The following is a 16,448-nucleotide window of genomic DNA, read 5'->3' on the forward strand; positions in this document are numbered from 1 at the left end:
TTTTGACCCCGGCTTTGCCGCGTCAGGTTCCTGGGGAGCGCTGCAATGGAATGCCCCAAATGCCATCACCTGCAGGACAATGCGTATATCGAGTGCGTTCGATGCGGGTTGATCTTCGCAAAGTATCGACCGCCGAGTGTTGACGGTGAAGAATCGGACCCGCCGGGAACCGACCGGGAGGGTCCGAGTCAGGGTGAAGGCGGCCTTTTGAGTCGACTGCTGTTTTTTGTGGAAGCCCGTACCGATCCCTTTTTCTTTGCCGGCCGGCTGCTGCTGTTCGCAGGCATTGTCATATGGAGCTGGAAGTTTTTTCGTGCCCCGTTGGAAAGCAACTACGCCGGGACCACCTTCATGCATCTCATCAATCTGCCGTTTCACGAGGCAGGTCATATTTTTTTCCGTCCTCTTGGAGCACTCATCACCTCGCTGGGTGGAACCCTGGGGCAACTGCTGATGCCCTTCCTATGCTTGTCAGTGTTCCTCATCAAGTATCGGAATACGTTCGGCGCAGCGGTTGCCCTATGGTGGCTTGGCGAAAATTTCCTCGACATGGCACCCTACATCAACGATGCTAGAGACCTGACACTCCCCCTGCTGGGCGGAAACACCGGACGCAACGCTCCCTATGGATTTCACGATTGGCAATTCATTCTCAATGAAACCGGTTTGATTCGCCATGATCAATTCATTGCAGGAATTTCTCACCGGCTTGGCATCGTCCTCATGTTGACCGCTATCGGGTGGGGTGGCTATATACTCTGCAAGCAGTATAGGAATCTTCCAACCAGGCGGGGGACAGACGATGGTTGAAAAAGTCGTTATCATGGGGGCGGCCGGCCGCGATTTCCACAATTTCAATGTCTATTTCAGGGACAATCCCCGCTACCGAGTCATCGCCTTCACCGCGGCCCAGATTCCGCACATCGAAGGGCGCCTCTACCCGCCCCGGCTTTCCGGAGAGCTCTACCCCCGGGGCATCCCTATCTATGCCGAACAGGAACTGGTCCGTTTGATTCGCGAATACAAAATCGATCTCGTGGTTTTCTCCTACAGTGACATTCCACACGTGGAGGTGATGCACAAGGCATCTCTGGCGATGGCCGAGGGTGCCGACTTCATCCTGGTGGGCGCGACCTACACCATGTTGCAGGCGCGCAAGCCCGTGATAGCGGTGTGCGCCGTGCGCACCGGCTGCGGCAAATCACAGACCACGCGAAAAGTTTGTGAAATTTTGACAAAAGCCGGCAGGAAAGTGGTCGCCGTGCGTCACCCAATGCCTTATGGGGATTTGACCCACCAGGTCGTTCAACGCTTTTCAAGCTATCAGGACTTTGCGTCTCAGCAGTGCACCATCGAGGAGCGGGAAGAATACGAGCCGCTCATAGAGCAAGGGATTGTGGTTTACGCGGGGGTGGATTACGGCAAAATCCTCCGGCAGGCGGAAGAAGAAGGCGATGTCATCGTTTGGGATGGCGGCAATAACGACACGCCCTTCTACCATCCCGACCTGCACATCGTGTTGTTCGACCCGCACAGGGCGGGTCATGAACTGCTCTACTATCCCGGCGAAGCCAACATGCTCATGGCCCATGTCGCCGTCATCAACAAGGTCGATACCGCGTCTCCCGCGGATGTCGAGCAGGTGAGAAACAACATCAGGCATTATGCTCCCAGGGCGCAGATCGTTCTGGCCGAGTCTCCCGTTCTCGTGAGTGATCCTTCCCAAATTGCGGGCAAGAAAGTCCTGATAGTGGAAGACGGCCCGACCTTGACCCACGGCGGCATGCCCTACGGCGCCGGCACCATTGCGGCTCGAAAGTACGGTGCGGCGGAAATTGTCGACCCGCGCCCCTATGCGGTCGGCTCGATTCGGGACAGCTATCGCACCTATCCTGAAATCGGCACCCGGCTGCCGGCCATGGGTTACAGCCGGGAACAGATCGGGGACCTGCAGGAGACCATCAACGCCGTTGCCTGCGACCTGGTTTTATTCTCGACCCCCATCAACCTGACTCGACTGCTGTCCATCAATAAGCCCGCCCTGCGAATCCGCTACGAATACAGGGATCACGCTCAACCTTTTCTGGAAGAGGTGATTCTGGCAAAGTTGCCCGGCTTATTGGCCGGTCCGAGCTAGAGGCCGTCCATGGGACCACACCAGGCAAATCCGTCCAAGCCGGTGTTGCTTGTCGCTCTCGGTGGAAACGCACTGATCCGCAAGGGACAGCGGGGAAGCATCGATGAGCAATTCGAGAACCTGCAGCTGCCGATGAGACAAATTGCCGGCCTTTTACCCGAATATCGCATCATCATCACCCACGGCAATGGACCACAGGTGGGCAATCTTTTGCTCCAACAGGAATGCTGCAGCGAAGTGCCCCGCCTGCCCCTTGAAATACTGGTGGCACAAACCCAGGGACAAATCGGCTACATGATTGAAACCACGCTCGACAACCAGTTGATGCAGCTGGGCTCAAACGGGCAACAGCTGTTCGTGACTCTGCTCAGCTACGTGGTGGTGGACGAAAAGGATCCCGGCTTCCAAAATCCCTCCAAACCCATTGGCCCGGCTTTTTCGCAAGAGACGGCTGCCGGGCTTCCCTACCCGACGCGGCGTACCGCCAGGGGGTACCGGCGGGTGGTTGCTTCCCCAAAGCCCGTCACGATCGTCGAAAAAAGGGAAATCAAAAAGCTCATCGAGCTGGGCTTCCTGGTGATTGCCTGCGGCGGCGGAGGAATTCCGGTGATACGCGACAGCCGAAGCTTTCAGGGGGTGGATGCGGTGATCGATAAAGACCTGTCGAGCGCCAGGCTGGCCATCGAAGTGGGAGTGGAGATTTTCGTGATTGCCACCGATGTCCCTGGGGTTGCTCTGTCGTATGATCAGCCGGGGCAGCAGTTTCTGCGTCGTCTGACTGTGGCTGAGGCTGCGCGCTATCGGGAACAGGGTGAGTTCCCCCCCGGCTCCATGGACCCCAAGATTGAAGCTGTCATGGATTTTTTGCAGCATGGCGGCGCAAGGGCCGTCATCTGTTCGGTCGAGCAAATTGATAGAGCGGTCAAGGGCGAAGCCGGCACCGAGTTTTTTGTGCAATGAACGGCGCTACACCCAGAACCGGGAGTGCCTGTTCGGGGAAATTAACGCCGGAGAAATGCGGTTGTTGTAGGGACGGTTCGCGAACCGCCCTTACAACAACCGGGGGCTTACCCATGGATTTTACCCGCTGTGCAGCGCATTCCCCACCTTAAGGCCCTGCTGTTCGGCAAACTCCAGCCCTGATATTTTGCCGCCGGCGGATGAGCGGACCTTGCCCACCACCAGTTTTGCGCCCGGAAGCGCCACATGAATCCCTTCCTGGTCGATCCCCACCACCGCACCGGCAGATGCGTCGCTTGACTCTTCACGCAGTTTGGCCGCATACAGCCGCACTTTATCGCCTTTCCACAGGCAGTAAGCACCGGGCTGAGGGTCGCAGCCACGCACGAGATTGTAGATTTCCTGCGCGGGTTTGTCCCAGTTGATGCCGGCCACCCGATCGTCGCATGGGGGCTCATAGGTCGCCTGCGACTCATCCTGGGGAATGCTCGGCGCTTTGCCCTCCTTGATGAGGGCTACCGCCTCGAGCATTGCGTCGATCCCCATGGGAAACAGGTGGTTGAAATAGAGGGAGCCGGTCGTGTCCTCGGGACCGATTTCAATCTCTTTTTGCAGCACTATCGGTCCGGTGTCGATGCCTCCATCAGGCCGGAAAATGGTCAGGCCGGTCTTGCGGTCGCCCATGATGACCGCCCAGTTGATGGCGCTGGCGCCCCGGTGGCGCGGCAGAATGGATGGGTGATAGCAGATGGCTCCCTGGGATGCCGCCTCAAAAAAGCGCGCTGGAATGATATCGGTCACAAAGGCCAACAGGGTGAGATCGGGTTGCAATGCCCGGTAGGTGTCAAACGTCGCGTCGTCCTTATACGATTTTGGCTGAAAGACCTCTATCCCCTGGGCCCGTGCCGCTTCCTTCAGTGGATCGACGCGTCCTTTGGGACCGTCGGGCGGCGTATACACGGCGACAACGTTTTCAGACTTTTGCATTAACGCTTCCAGCGTCTTTGCCCCGAAGGCGGCCTGGCCAATGACTATGATGCGCATCGTTTTCCCCCTTGCTGTGATCCTGTGGAAATTACAAGACAGTCTCGCCGAAATCAGGGTGCACGGTTCGACGTGAGCGGGACACAATGAACGCTATTCACCTAGCACGCTGCCGGCAAAACAGCAAGGTAAAAACTCGACGAAAAATCGCCTTAGCGCCGGTGATCCATCGATCAGCGGTGCAAGCGCCGATTCATGGCGGCGATGCCGACGGATCCCCGCGCTGATCCGATTCCTGTCGATCGCTTTCCGACATTTCAGCGGTCAGCACATCGCGGCGCCAGAGCCGCTGCTGCTGCGTGGGTACCCGCCGCCGTCCGCAGGGGTTGTAGCCGCATATGGGACATTCCGGAACGATGCAGGGCTCGGCATGGATGAGCACGTCCGATTTTTCATTAAAATGCCGATTGATGACTTGCTGCAGTTCCGTGACCTCATTGTGTACTTCCTCGAGGGTCAGATCGCGCGGCAGTATCAAGTGGAAATCCAGCAGGATGCGATTTCCCGAACGTTGCGCGCGCAGGCGGTGAATGTCGATCCAGGTGCTCTTGCGGTGCTGCGCGAGCAACCGGGAAATTTGATCCAGCAGTTGCGGGTCAGAAGCATCCATGAGACCGGCAAAAGACGTTCGCACCAGCTTGGCCCCAATCACCAGAATGTTGATCGCCACCAGCAGGGCGATCGCTCCGTCAAGCCAATACCAGTGGGTCCAGTGGACGAGCAATAAACCGAGCAGGACACCTGCAGAGGTGTACACATCGGTCAGCACGTGTTTGCCGTCGGCCACGAGCACCAGGGACCGCGTGGACCTGCCTGCTCGAACCAGGGCTGATCCGAGAAAAAGGTTGACCAGACTGGTGGCGAGTAAAATCAAAAGCCCGTTTTGCAGGTGTGGCAGGCCGTGGGGAGTGAGAATCTGGGGGATTGCCGTCCAAACAATCCCCACGGCGGCAAAGATAATCAATGCTCCTTCGAAGCCCGCGGAAAAAAATTCGATTTTGCCATGTCCGTAGGGATGTGTCGGGTCGGGCGGCTTCGCCGCCAAAACGATGCTGCCCAGAGCAAATCCGCTTGCCACCACGTTTATGATAGACTCGAGTGCATCCGAGAGAATCGCCGAGGAATGTGTGATCCAATAAACATAAAATTTGAGCGACATCAAAGTCGTGCCTACCAGCAGTGAACAGATGATGGCGATGAGGCGGATTCTAAGGTTACGCTTTTCGCAAACGTCCATGATATGTCCCGTTTTTCTATTGGGCTGCCATTTTTAGGCAAGCAGTCTATACCAAACAGGCACAAATATAAATGCAGCAATTTCATCCGGCTTGACCCCTTGCTGCCTGCATGTTAATTGCCTGAAGCCGCTGTGGATGTTACGTTGCATAAACCAACAAACGGGTGAGGGCAAACATTGCATGAAATGGCGATCGCTCAGAGCGTGCTGGATATCGCAAAGCAGGAAGGCTACCGGCACGGTTTGCGGCGGATTTCGATGATTCGGCTCCAGGTGGGAGCACTGGCTGCGGTGGTGCCGGATTCCCTGAAGTTTTGTTTTGAAATGCTGAGCCGGGATACCATTGCCGCGGGCGCCGTTTTGCAGATCGAGTCCGTCCCTGTAGTGGCGCGCTGTTCCGCATGCAGGGAATTGTTCGAAGTGGAGAACCATGTCTTCCTCTGCCCCCAGTGCGATGAGCCCGCGTTGGAACTTGTCAGCGGAAGAGAACTTTCTCTTACAAGCATAGAAGGTGAAACTGGAGATTCCAATGACGCAGATGAAAATCCCAGTGGTGCGCAACATTCTGCAGGCCAATGATCGCCTGGCTGATGCCAATCGCAAGGTGTTTGACGGCGCCGGTATTTTTGCGATCAACCTGATGAGCTCGCCGGGAGCCGGTAAAACCTCCCTCTTGGAAAAGACCATCGACGCCCTGGCCGGCCGCATCAAAATGGCCGTCATTGAAGGGGATCTGCAGTCCGACTTTGATGCCGAACGCATTCAGCGCAAGGGCGTCCAGGCCGTGCAGATCAATACCGAGGGCGGGTGCCACTTGGACGGCAACATGATTCAGATGGCCCTCGAAGCCTTGGAGCTCCGTGACGTCGAACTGCTGGTCATCGAAAATGTGGGCAACCTGGTATGCCCTGCAGAATTTAACCTGGGCGAACATGAGAAGGTGATGATCCTCAGTGTTACCGAAGGGCATGACAAACCCCTGAAATATCCGTTGATGTTCCAGCTCTGTTCGGCTCTGCTGATCAACAAGATAGACCTGCTGCCCTACACCGACTGCGATATTGACGTCATCCGCTCGAGCGCCCGACAGCTCAATGCCAATCAAGCGATCTTTGAAATTTCGTGCCGAACCGGGGATGGATTGCCGGAGTGGCTTGACTGGCTGGAAGCAAAAGTGCGGTCGTCTCGCGGCAAATGAAGACAAACCCGGAGTGTGCGCCGCTCATGAGCGCTGGTTCCGCCGTCGGGGAGGGCAGCATCCGCGTACGGATTGCGGGAATTGTTCAGGGAGTCGGCTTCCGCCCCTTTGTATTCCAACTGGCCAGACAATACGAGCTCAAGGGATGGGTGCGCAACCAGGCCGATGGGGTCGTCATACGGGCGCTCGGCGCAAAGGAACGACTCGACGCTTTTTTGCGGGACATCTCGTCAAAGGCTCCTCCACTCGCCCACATCACCCGCCTGGAAGTAGCCGAACTGCCCCATGAAGAATTCGAAGGGTTTGGCATCCTCCAGAGCGATTCTCACCAGGCCCGCCGCACCCTCATTTCACCCGACGCATGCACCTGCCGGGAGTGTTTGAAGGAATTGCTCGATCCCGCCGATCGCCGCTACCGTTACCCGTTTATCAACTGCACCAACTGCGGACCGCGTTATACCATCATACGAGACATTCCCTACGACCGCGACAAGACGACGATGGCGCCCTTTGCCATGTGTGCCGCTTGTCGCCGGGAATACGATGATCCCATGGATCGTCGTTTTCATGCGCAACCCAATGCCTGCTGGGATTGCGGGCCACAAGTCTGGCTGGAGGATGCCCCGGGACATGCGGCGGCCACCGGCGATGAAGCCTTGCGCCGGGCCGCTGAATTGTTGGATGAGGGAAAGATCCTCGCGATCAAGGGATTGGGTGGCTTTCATCTGGCTGTTCCGGCCTGCAATGAAGCCTCGGTGAGTCGTCTGCGCCAGCGGAAGATCCGCGAAGAGAAGCCCTTTGCCGTGATGTTTCGCAGCGTTGCAGCGGTTCAAACACATTGCAATGTTTCCCCCCAGGAGATAGAGCTTCTGAGCAGTGCCGGAAGGCCCATCGTTCTCCTGGAGAGGCGCAGACCGGAGCCGTCGCCTGCCGTCGCACCGAGTGTGGCGCCGAAAAATCGCTGTATTGGAGCCTTTCTGCCATACACTCCGGTTCATTTCATGCTGTTCGAACACGGTCTATTCGATGCTCTGGTGATGACCAGCGGCAATCAGAGCGATGAGCCGATCGTCATGAGCAATGACGATGCCAGGCTGCGGTTGAACGGCATTGCCGATTATTTTCTTGTGCACAATCGTGACATCCACATGCGCTGCGATGATTCGGTTACGCGCGTGGTCAATGGGAATCCCAGGCCGGTTAGAAGGGCGCGCGGCTACGTTCCGGTGCCGGTTTTTCTGCATAGCCAAACGCCGGTCCTCCTCGGGGTCGGAGCCGAGCTGAAAAATACCGTGTGCCTCACCCGCGGGCAGGAAGCGTTTCTGAGCCAGCACATCGGAGACCTTGAGAACCTTGAAACGTTGCGCTCCTTCGAGCACACCATCGACCACCTGAAAAAAATCCTGGAAATCGACCCGCAATGCATCGTGCACGATCTTCACCCCGACTATCTGAGCACGCAGTGGGCGCTGAATCAGAAGCACCGGCCAAGTCTTGCCGTGCAGCATCACCACGCTCATATCGCTGCAGTAGTGGCGGAACGGCAATTGCGAGGTCCCGTGATCGGCGTTGCCCTGGACGGCTCGGGCTACGGCACCGACGGCACCATTTGGGGCGGGGAAGTGCTGCGGGTGGAGGGCTGCCGCTTCGAACGGTTGGCGCACTTCAGGCATGTGCCGCTGCCCGGCGGCAACAGGGCCGTTCGCCAGCCCTGGAGGATGGCCGTCAGCTATCTGTGGAGCCTGGACCCTGCCAATGTAATGGAAGCATATCAGGATATCCTGAGCCGCTGGCCGCAATCCAAGGTGGAAATCCTTGTTCAAATGCTCAATAGAAGTTTGAACAGCCCCATCACTTCCTCGTGCGGGCGGCTGTTTGATGCCGTCGCGGCTCTGGCCGGTTTGCGCGACTCCGTCAGTTATGAGGGCCAGGCCGCCATCGAGTTGGAACAGGTTCTGCACCCCGGTGATGAGGCGTATCGTGGAGAACTGACAAGAGACAGGGACGGCTGGATCATCGATCCTTTTCCCATGGTGGCGGCAGTGGTTCGAGATGTGCGTGCCGGGCGCGCTGCCGGGAGCATATCGTGTCGCTTTCACAACGGTCTGGTCGCTCTTCTGGCGCAATCGGTTGAAACCATAAGCCGGGAGATGGGTCTCAATCGGATTGTTTTGAGCGGCGGCGTCTTTCAAAACGCTTACCTCTCGGAACGACTTGAAAGAAAAATGACGGCGCGCGGGCTGGAAGTGTACGGCCATGAACAAGTTCCCGCCAATGACGCGTGCATATCCCTCGGCCAGGTTCACATCGGGGCGTGTATGCTTGCCGCACGGGAAGGGGCCAGGATTGAGGATTAAGGATTAAGGATGGTTTGGTGGCGGGTCGGATTTGCTTTGGTTTTTTGCTTTGCCGGGTTGCGTGTCGGGTAGGAGTTTGTTGTGAAATATCTTGACGAATATCGCGATCCTCAATTGGCCAAGAGCCTGCTGGACGCTCTGCAGCGGCGCAGTTTGCCCAAAACTCCCATCCGGTTGATGGAGATCTGCGGCACCCATACCGTGGCGATCTTTCGTTGCGGATTGCGGCAACTGCTGCCGCCGGGTATCCAGCTCATCAGCGGACCCGGCTGCCCGGTGTGCGTGACCGCCGGTGAGGACATCGATCGAGCGATCTGGCTTGCCCGGCAGCCGGGAGTGATTGTCGCCACCTTTGGCGACTTGCTGCGAGTGCCCGGGTCTCATTCTTCGCTTCACCAGGAACGCGGCGCCGGGGCCGATGTTCGCATTGTGTACGGCACCCTGGATGCCCTTCATATGGCTCGGGAAAATCCACATCATGAGGTCGTCTTCCTGGGGATCGGTTTTGAAACGACCGCACCGACCGTCGCCGCAGCGGTGCGTCAGGCGGCAATCGAAAAGCTTGATAATTTTTCGGTGTTCTCCGCGCACAAGCTGCTGCCTCCGGCCATGAATGCGCTGCTGGAAAGCGAAGATCTGTCTCTCGACGGCTTCATCTGCCCGGGTCACGTGAGCACCGTGATCGGCGCTCAGGCCTACCGGCACGTGGCGACAAGACATAAAATGCCGTGTGTTATCACCGGCTTCGAACCGCTCGATCTGCTCCAGGGGATCACCATGTTGATCGATCAACTGGCGAAGGGCAGGGCGGAAGTGGCCGTTCAATACACGAGGGCGGTCAATCGGGAGGGCAACCCGGCGGCCAGGAAGCTCATGGACGAGATTTTTACTGCGACCGATGCAACCTGGCGCGGTCTGGGTGAGATTCCCGCCAGCGGTCTGAGGTTGCAGCCGCAATGGCACAACTATGATGCGTCGGTGCGCTTTGCCATGCCGCACATCCAGGTGAAAGAACATCCCGGTTGCCGTTGCGGCGAGGTGCTGCGCGGGGTGCTCACGCCACCCGGGTGCGCTCTTTTTGGCAAGGTATGTACTCCCCAGCACCCGCTGGGACCTTGCATGGTTTCCAGCGAAGGGACCTGCGGAGCCTATTACCGTTATCGCCAATAGAACTGTAACGGGGCTTCCGGCTTTCTCTCCCCGGTCAGCCTGATCGTTACCGCCCGTGTGGCCCCGCGGCCCGCAGGGTACACTCCCACTGCCCCCGCGGGGGAGGAGAGGGTCGGGGTGAGGGGGCCATGGTTGGACATCTTCGCAATGTTCACCTGACAGAATTTAAAGGTTATGATGGGGGCGTGCAGTTCAGGAGGAGAAAAACCGGAGTGAATGCAGACAATTTGAGCGTGCAGCTGGATCACGGCAGCGGCGGCCGGGCAACCCACGAGCTGGTCGAGCAGGTCTTTGCCAGGGCTTTCAACAACAGGTTTCTGCGGGAAATGAACGACAGCGCGCTGGTTGACATTCGCGGCGGTCATGTGGCGATGACCACCGATTCCTATGTCGTTGATCCCGTCATTTTCCCCGGCGGTGACATAGGCAGCCTGGCAGTGCACGGGACCATCAATGACTTGTGCATGCGCGGGGCGAGACCCATGTACTTGACGGTGGGATTCATTCTGGAAGAAGGTTTGTTGTTTGAGACTCTGTTGCACATTGTCGAAAGTATGGCGACCGCCGCCCGCGAAGCCAATGTTTTGATCGTCGCAGGCGATACCAAAGTGGTGCCCAAAGGGAAAGCGGACAAGATTTTCATCAACACGGCCGGGATCGGAATCGTCCCCGATGGTATCAACGTGACCGGGCACAACGCCCGACCGGGCGACGCAGTGCTCATCAACGGAACCATCGGCGATCATGGAATGGCCATTCTCTGCAAACGCGAGGGTCTCGCCTTTGAAAATGAAATTCTCAGCGACTCCAGTTCGTTAAACGGACTGATCCGGGAGCTCCTCGAAGCGTGTCCGCACATCGGAGTGCTGCGCGACCCCACGCGGGGAGGGGTGGCGACTGCTTTGAATGAAATCGCTCGACAGTCCCATGTAGGCATACGGTTGTATGAAGAGTCACTGCCGATAAGAGACGATGTGGCCGGAGCTTGTGAGCTGCTTGGACTGGACCCGCTGTATGTTGCCAACGAGGGAAAGGTGTTGGTGTGCCTCCCGCAAGCGGCGGAACAAGAAGCACTGGAGGTCATGCGCCGCCACCCCTTGGGAAGGGCGGCCTGCAGGATTGGCGAGGTGGTTGCCGACGAGCCCGGGCGAGTCTTCATGCAAACCCACATTGGCGGCCTGCGTTTGGTGGACATGCTGCGGGGCGAACAGCTGCCGAGGATCTGCTAAGTCTCTTGGAAACAGAACCTTCTGCGGGTGGGTTGTTGGCGCTTTGTCTGCATTTGCTGAGTCATTTTTGGGGCGTTTATGCTGATTAAGTACCCGGGGCGGCTTAAGAAAAGTTCGATATGTCTGGTGTGCGGCAGTCGCATGGTGGACATGAGTGCCAGTCTGGAGGTGTGCCCGGATTGCATCCGTAACCGTTGGGACGAGAGCCTGATCCGGATTGAAGCCCTGCACACCCGCTCGAGGCGAGTTTTCCAGCTGCCCGCGGCACCGCCCGCCAGCCCGGACGGGCTTTCCTGCACGGTTTGCGTGCACCGTTGCCGCATGGCTGAAGAGGAACTCGGCTATTGCGGCATACGCACGGGCAGCAGAGAGAGCTTGAGACAGGACGGCCGATTCCGCGCGAGACTCTCCCACTACTACGATCCTCTGCCGACCAATTGTGTTGCCGACTGGGTTTGCCCGGGCGGGACCGGAGCCGGTTATCCGCTGTTTGCCAACGATCGGGGACCGGAGGTCGGCTTTTACAACCTGGCCGTGTTCTTCGAGGCATGCAATCTCAACTGCCTGTTCTGTCAGAACTGGCACTTCAAGAAATCCGAGGCGCCATCATCCCAATGGTACTCGGTGGAGGCACTGGTCGCAACAGTCAACCGTGAGACCAGCTGCGTGTGCTATTTCGGGGGCGATCCGGTGCCGCAGCTTCCCTACGCCATCAGGGCGTCTGAGCGCATGCGCGAAAAATACCCGGACAAAATCATCCGCATATGCTGGGAAACCAACGGCAGCATGCATCCGGCCTGGTTGAAGCGAGTGTTCCGACTGTCGCTGGAATCAGGGGGATGTATCAAGGTCGATCTCAAAGCCTGGAATCCCAATATCCATCATGCCCTGTGCGGTTTTGACAACCATCGCATACTGGAAAATTTCCAGCTCCTCGCGCGCATGGCCGCAGCCCGCAAGGACCCGCCTGTGCTGTTGGCGAGCACCCTGCTGGTGCCGGGCTATGTGGACGATGCGGAGATTTTTCAGCTGGCTTCCTTCATCGCCGCATTGGACCCCGATATTCCTTATGCCCTGCTGGGCTTCGCCCCCCAGTTCTGCCTCGAGGATTTTCCCACCACTTCCCTCGCCCAGGCGGAAGCCTGTATGGATGCGGCAAAGCGGGCCGGATTGCAGCGGGTCAGGATCGGTAACCGCCACTTGCTGCATTGATCTTCATCCCAATACCCATTACACCGCAAATTACCTTATCGAATTTCTCTGTGTAACGGCCATAACCCAACGGGCAGCCCCGCCCGGCCAATGTCGGTAAGCGAGAAGAGCTCCTGGCGGGGCTGCTGTCGGCTGATTTTTTAACCGGGCCTGGCCACAGGCTTGTGGCGCAGGCTGTTGCCTTGACTGTTGCGCTCCTTTCAGTGCGCTGAACTGAACCCATGACACTTGCTGCAGTCGTACTTCTTGTCAGTCACATGTTTGGCGTGAACCTTGGTAAACCATTGGTCCCCCGGCCACTTGTCCGATTTGTCTCCATGGCAGCTCGCGCAAAGCGGCTTGTTGTTGTAGGTGGCATTGGGGGCGTAGCCCAATGCCTTGAAGTCCATGCGATCGGCTCCATAATGGCAGTTGTTGCATGACAGTGCGTTCTCCTTGGGCGCAACCTCGTGGAACAAACCCATATAACGTTCGGTATCGGCAAAAATGAACCCGTTATCCTGCCATCCCACTGCTTTCACGCCCAATTCAACGGCGCCGGCAAGGTCGCCGCTTTCGAAAAACCGGCCTATCTTAAGCGGGAGCAGAGCCTTCGTGACAGGATCCATGGGCTGCTTCGCCAGGTGGTGCTTGAAGGCGTGAATTTTGGCGCTCCGGTCCTGTATGCTTCCGTCCGGCCCCGCCATCAATACTCTGCCGTTTTCTCCAGGCTCCGCCGGATCTCCGAATTTGTAGAAATGAGACAATCCGTTGAAGAAGCGATATTTGGGAACAACGTTGCCCTGTTTGGTCATGTGCGGTTCATAAAGCCCGCTGGCTGAAACCAGATCGCCGGGTGCCGACCAGTCTCGGAACATGTCCGTCGAGGCCGCCCTGGCATAAGTCGGAATATGACAGACGGTGCAGTTGACCCGTGCGGTGTGCTTATCGATAGCGGAATTTTTGTGGGGTTGGGAAGGGTGACATTGAGTGCAGTTCAGCGGTTCGGGCGAGTCCATGGGACGCAGATCCGTTCCGCGACCGGCAACCCGGTGCATCACGCTGGTGTGGCAGTCGAGACACTCCAGGCCCGCTCCACCATCGGCAATGGAGGCCATGTGGACATCAAAGCTCCTGGTGGGGTTGCGATGGGCTTCTTCGATGTCACCCCGCTTGAAATTGTCACCGCCGCCGGACTTGGTGTGACAATTGAGACAGGCTTCCTTGGACGGCAGGCTGATATCGGCTGCCGCCTGCAGGATGCTCACGCTCATTTTGCCGGCATCCGGGACAAATCGATAGTTGCCGTTTACCACCTCTACCTTACGCTTATAATCAGCGGAGTGACAGATCAGGCAGTCGATGTTTTCCAGCTGACTTGGTGTTGCGGTGGGGCTTGGCTTATCTCCCAAACCGGCATGGCACTTGGCGCAACCTCCGTCTACCAGCTCATCACGATGGTTGGTCAGTTTTCCGATCCAGTTGATATCCGGGTAAATGCAGAAATCATTGATGCCGCCGAGTTTACCTGCGGGCTCCGAGCCGAGGCCGAGTGCCGCGCTGGAATCGCCTTTCCACTGGTAGTGGACCGAAGCGTGTACCTGTCGGGCTTGTTCCGTATGGCACTCGAGGCAGGTTTTAGTGCCCTCGAAGGCAGAGAAACGTCCGGCATGGGACCCGGTTACCGAGGGTGGGTTCGTCGTTGGTGGACCGCTGTCTTCAATGGCAAAGGATAGCGTGGCCGTTTTGCTGATGTCTCCAAAGGTGTAGCGGGCGGTGATCAGGCCAAACTGGCCGCCTTCCACCTCTGATGTGGTCAGAACTCCAGTGGAGCTGATGACGGCGAATGAGGAATTTTGGCTCCACACGACACCGCTGTCAGGCTCCAGCGAGGATCCGTCGCTGAAAGATGCGGTAGCCTTATAGACGGCTGTGCTGTTTTCCGGGACCTTGACGGGCCCTTGGATACTCAGTGCTGTCAGAGCCTTGGAAGGCCGCTCGGCGCACCCATCCGGCGCGTTTTTGACCTTCTTTTCAACCCGTTGTTCCGATCCCTCCGCTACCACTCGACAGGGAACCGTTCTCGGTTTCTTTGTGCGTATTTTCCATGTGCCCTTTGCGTCAACCTTCACCGACCCGACCGGGACCATGGAATGCGCGTCCGCGACACGGATAGTTGTTCCCGGCCTGCCTTTTCCCTCGATTTTGAGCTCCAATTTCTTGGCTTGCCACTCGCACCTGGTTATTTCCAGCTTTGCTGCGGCCATTGCTGCAGTGGCCAGGAATGCCCAGGCAAGTACGCAAAGAGCCAGCAAGGCGCACCAGACAATGGTCAATCGACTGTCTTTCTGATGTTCTGATTCTGCCATGGTTTCTCCTATTTGTAGGTTTGCGGCACTGCCATTCCATCAGGATTAATCACTGAGCAAGAAGTGTACCGAAACGAGAATGATTATTGCAAAACTGAAGCCCCCCCCAGGCCGTGCGGCAGCCGGAATTGAGCAACAAATCACACCAGCCAGTGCGCCCAAAGCCTGTTCTCTCTTGCTGTATGGTTTTGACTACAGCAGTGCAGGCTATCGAAGACTGCGGATGGATTCTGATCGGGTGGGTGCTCACCGCCGAGCGCGTGGCGAGCTTCTTTTTGCCCTGAACAATCAGGAAGGCTGGTTGCCGGGCGTTGGGGCCGTGGCGGGTGCAGTTCCGTTCCAGGGTGCAAAGCGGGGGAGCAGCAGGATTCCCGGCAGGGCTCCAAGGGTGCTGACAGCGTAAAACATGGCCCAGCCCATGGAGGTGACCATAAATCCGGTGGGGACTCCCGCCAGCACACGAGTCACTGCCATCAGGCTGGACAACAGTGCATATTGGGTGGCGGTGAAGCGCTTGTCGCAGAGGCTCATGAGAAAAGCGATGAAGGCGGCGGTTCCCATGCCGCCGCAGATGTTTTCCATGCCGACGGCTGCGACCATAACGGGATAGTTTCTGCCGACCATGGCCAGAGCAGTGAACGACAGATTGGAAAGCGCCTGCACAAAGGCAAAGATCCACAGGGATCGGTTAATCCCGATTCTGGCAATAATGCCCCCACCGGCGAGCGTTCCGAAAATGGTGCTGAGCAGCCCAAAGGCTTTGTTGACGGTGCCCACGTCGGTCCTGGAAAAACCCAGGTCCAGGAGGAAAGGCGTGGTCATGGCGCCGGCGATGGCATCGGCCAATTTGTAGACCATGATGAACAGCAGCATCTCCACCGCTCCGGAGCGACGGAAATAGGAAGCCAGAGGGTCCAGAACGGCTTCTTTCATGGTTCTGGGAGGGATCACCTGGTCTGTGGGCTCGGGTGCCAGCAGAGTGAACGCCATGTTACCGATCATGAGGAGTCCCATGAGGCCGTAGACCATGGTCCAGGACAGGTGGTCGGAGAGGATCAGGGCCGCGGCGCCGGAAATCAGCATGGCTATGCGATATCCAATCACCGAAGTGGCGGCTCCCGCCCCCAGTTCTTTTTGCGCCAGCACATCCGCCCGGTAGGCGTCAAAGACGATATCCTGACTGGCGCTGCAAAAGGCGATGGCAAAGGCCAGGCATGCTGTCAGCCAGGGCATGGCAGCAGGCGATGCCGAGCCGAGTGCGATGATGCTTGCGGCAAGCAGCAGTTGAGTGGTGAGGATCCAGCCACGCCTTCTTCCCAGCAGGGGAATCGAGTAGCGGTCCATCAAGGGGGCCCACAAGATTTTTACGGTGTAGGGCAGTCCCACCAGAGAAAAAATTCCAATGAGCCGCAAGTCGACTTCGGCGCTCGTCATCCAGGCCTGCAGAGTCGAGCCGGTGAGGGCCAGAGGGAGCCCCGAGGAGAAACCGAGACCCAGCAGGCACAACACCCTTCTGCTTCCGTAAACTTTCAGCCAGTCCTTCACTGCGCAGTTCC

Annotated in this window: 13 protein-coding genes; 9 read left to right on the top strand and 4 right to left on the bottom strand. The window is 57.8% G+C overall.

Translation table 11 applies throughout. The annotated features are described in order from the left end of the window. Positions 1 to 45 precede the first annotated feature (45 nt). From K1V27_RS05860 to K1V27_RS05870, 3 genes are read left to right on the top strand one after another with little or no spacing between them, the layout of a single operon-like run. Complete coding sequence (locus K1V27_RS05860) at positions 46 to 810, top strand: hypothetical protein (RefSeq protein ID WP_258928653.1); 765 nt, start codon at positions 46 to 48, stop codon at positions 808 to 810. Further along, positions 803 to 2,137 (top strand): cyclic 2,3-diphosphoglycerate synthase, encoded by a 1,335-nt coding sequence (locus K1V27_RS05865; RefSeq protein ID WP_258928654.1) that lies wholly within the window; start codon positions 803 to 805, stop codon positions 2,135 to 2,137. Before K1V27_RS05860 ends, K1V27_RS05865 begins: the two co-directional genes overlap by 8 nt. A gap of 9 nt (positions 2,138 to 2,146) precedes the next feature. Further along, a complete protein-coding gene (locus tag K1V27_RS05870) occupies positions 2,147 to 3,097 on the top strand; it encodes a carbamate kinase (RefSeq protein WP_258928655.1) in 951 nt (316 codons plus the stop codon). A gap of 120 nt (positions 3,098 to 3,217) precedes the next feature. On the opposite strand, the gene K1V27_RS05875 is transcribed toward K1V27_RS05870, so the two are convergent. Together K1V27_RS05875 and K1V27_RS05880 are read right to left on the bottom strand one after the other, a co-directional pair. Beyond that, positions 3,218 to 4,141, bottom strand: a complete 924-nt coding sequence (locus K1V27_RS05875; RefSeq protein WP_258928656.1) for a methionyl-tRNA formyltransferase — start codon at positions 4,139 to 4,141, stop codon at positions 3,218 to 3,220. A gap of 193 nt (positions 4,142 to 4,334) precedes the next feature. Continuing rightward, the gene (locus K1V27_RS05880) at positions 4,335 to 5,378 is read right to left on the bottom strand and encodes a cation diffusion facilitator family transporter (protein ID WP_258928657.1); all 1,044 of its coding nucleotides are present in this window, start codon (positions 5,376 to 5,378) and stop codon (positions 4,335 to 4,337) included. A 186-nt stretch (positions 5,379 to 5,564) separates the two neighbouring features. Here K1V27_RS05880 and hypA point away from each other — a divergent pair, with 186 nt between their 5' ends. The 6 genes from hypA (at position 5,565) to K1V27_RS05910 (ending at position 12,544) form a co-directional block, all read left to right on the top strand. Continuing rightward, the gene (hypA, locus tag K1V27_RS05885) at positions 5,565 to 5,957 is read left to right on the top strand and encodes a hydrogenase maturation nickel metallochaperone HypA (protein WP_258929056.1); all 393 of its coding nucleotides are present in this window, start codon (positions 5,565 to 5,567) and stop codon (positions 5,955 to 5,957) included. Further along, complete coding sequence (gene hypB, locus K1V27_RS05890; protein ID WP_353740539.1) at positions 5,917 to 6,576, top strand: hydrogenase nickel incorporation protein HypB; 660 nt, start codon at positions 5,917 to 5,919, stop codon at positions 6,574 to 6,576. The genes hypA and hypB overlap by 41 nt, the downstream gene beginning before the upstream one ends. A 26-nt stretch (positions 6,577 to 6,602) precedes the next feature. Beyond that, positions 6,603 to 8,933, top strand: coding sequence for a carbamoyltransferase HypF (gene hypF / locus K1V27_RS05895; RefSeq protein ID WP_258928659.1), 2,331 nt, complete (start codon positions 6,603 to 6,605; stop codon positions 8,931 to 8,933). 81 nt (positions 8,934 to 9,014) lie between these two features. Further along, a complete protein-coding gene (gene hypD / locus K1V27_RS05900) occupies positions 9,015 to 10,103 on the top strand; it encodes a hydrogenase formation protein HypD (protein WP_258928660.1) in 1,089 nt (362 codons plus the stop codon). 128 nt (positions 10,104 to 10,231) lie between these two features. Next, the gene (hypE, locus tag K1V27_RS05905; RefSeq protein ID WP_258928661.1) at positions 10,232 to 11,332 is read left to right on the top strand and encodes a hydrogenase expression/formation protein HypE; all 1,101 of its coding nucleotides are present in this window, start codon (positions 10,232 to 10,234) and stop codon (positions 11,330 to 11,332) included. A 78-nt stretch (positions 11,333 to 11,410) separates the two neighbouring features. Next, positions 11,411 to 12,544: a radical SAM protein gene (locus K1V27_RS05910; protein WP_258928662.1), complete on the top strand. Its 1,134-nt coding sequence runs from the start codon at positions 11,411 to 11,413 to the stop codon at positions 12,542 to 12,544. Between the two features lie 200 nt (positions 12,545 to 12,744). Here the strand turns inward: K1V27_RS05910 and K1V27_RS05915 are convergent, their stop codons facing one another. Beyond that, a complete protein-coding gene (locus K1V27_RS05915) occupies positions 12,745 to 14,892 on the bottom strand; it encodes a cytochrome c3 family protein (RefSeq protein WP_258928663.1) in 2,148 nt (715 codons plus the stop codon). Positions 14,893 to 15,180: 288 nt separating this feature from the next. Further along, on the bottom strand, positions 15,181 to 16,437 hold the full coding sequence (locus K1V27_RS05920) for an AmpG family muropeptide MFS transporter (RefSeq protein ID WP_258928664.1): 1,257 nt from the start codon (positions 16,435 to 16,437) through the stop codon (positions 15,181 to 15,183). Positions 16,438 to 16,448 lie beyond the last annotated feature (11 nt).

This window comes from Desulfoferrobacter suflitae (genome assembly GCF_022603395.1).
Classification (GTDB): Bacteria; Desulfobacterota; Syntrophobacteria; order Syntrophobacterales; family Syntrophobacteraceae; genus Desulfoferrobacter; species Desulfoferrobacter suflitae.

Bases quoted from the DNA above. Each gene is read 5' to 3' on its own strand.
- K1V27_RS05870 (WP_258928655.1), top strand. From the start codon at position 2,147: ATGGGACCACACCAGGCAAATCCGTCCAAGCCGGTGTTGCTTGTCGCT.
- K1V27_RS05915 (WP_258928663.1), bottom strand. From the start codon at position 14,892: ATGGCAGAATCAGAACATCAGAAAGACAGTCGATTGACCATTGTCTGG.
- hypF (WP_258928659.1), top strand. From the start codon at position 6,603: ATGAGCGCTGGTTCCGCCGTCGGGGAGGGCAGCATCCGCGTACGGATT.
- K1V27_RS05910 (WP_258928662.1), top strand. From the start codon at position 11,411: ATGCTGATTAAGTACCCGGGGCGGCTTAAGAAAAGTTCGATATGTCTG.
- K1V27_RS05875 (WP_258928656.1), bottom strand. From the start codon at position 4,141: ATGCGCATCATAGTCATTGGCCAGGCCGCCTTCGGGGCAAAGACGCTG.
- hypB (WP_353740539.1), top strand. From the start codon at position 5,917: ATGAAAATCCCAGTGGTGCGCAACATTCTGCAGGCCAATGATCGCCTG.
- K1V27_RS05865 (WP_258928654.1), top strand. From the start codon at position 803: ATGGTTGAAAAAGTCGTTATCATGGGGGCGGCCGGCCGCGATTTCCAC.
- hypE (WP_258928661.1), top strand. From the start codon at position 10,232: ATGGTTGGACATCTTCGCAATGTTCACCTGACAGAATTTAAAGGTTAT.
- K1V27_RS05880 (WP_258928657.1), bottom strand. From the start codon at position 5,378: ATGGACGTTTGCGAAAAGCGTAACCTTAGAATCCGCCTCATCGCCATC.
- K1V27_RS05860 (WP_258928653.1), top strand. From the start codon at position 46: ATGGAATGCCCCAAATGCCATCACCTGCAGGACAATGCGTATATCGAG.
- hypA (WP_258929056.1), top strand. From the start codon at position 5,565: ATGGCGATCGCTCAGAGCGTGCTGGATATCGCAAAGCAGGAAGGCTAC.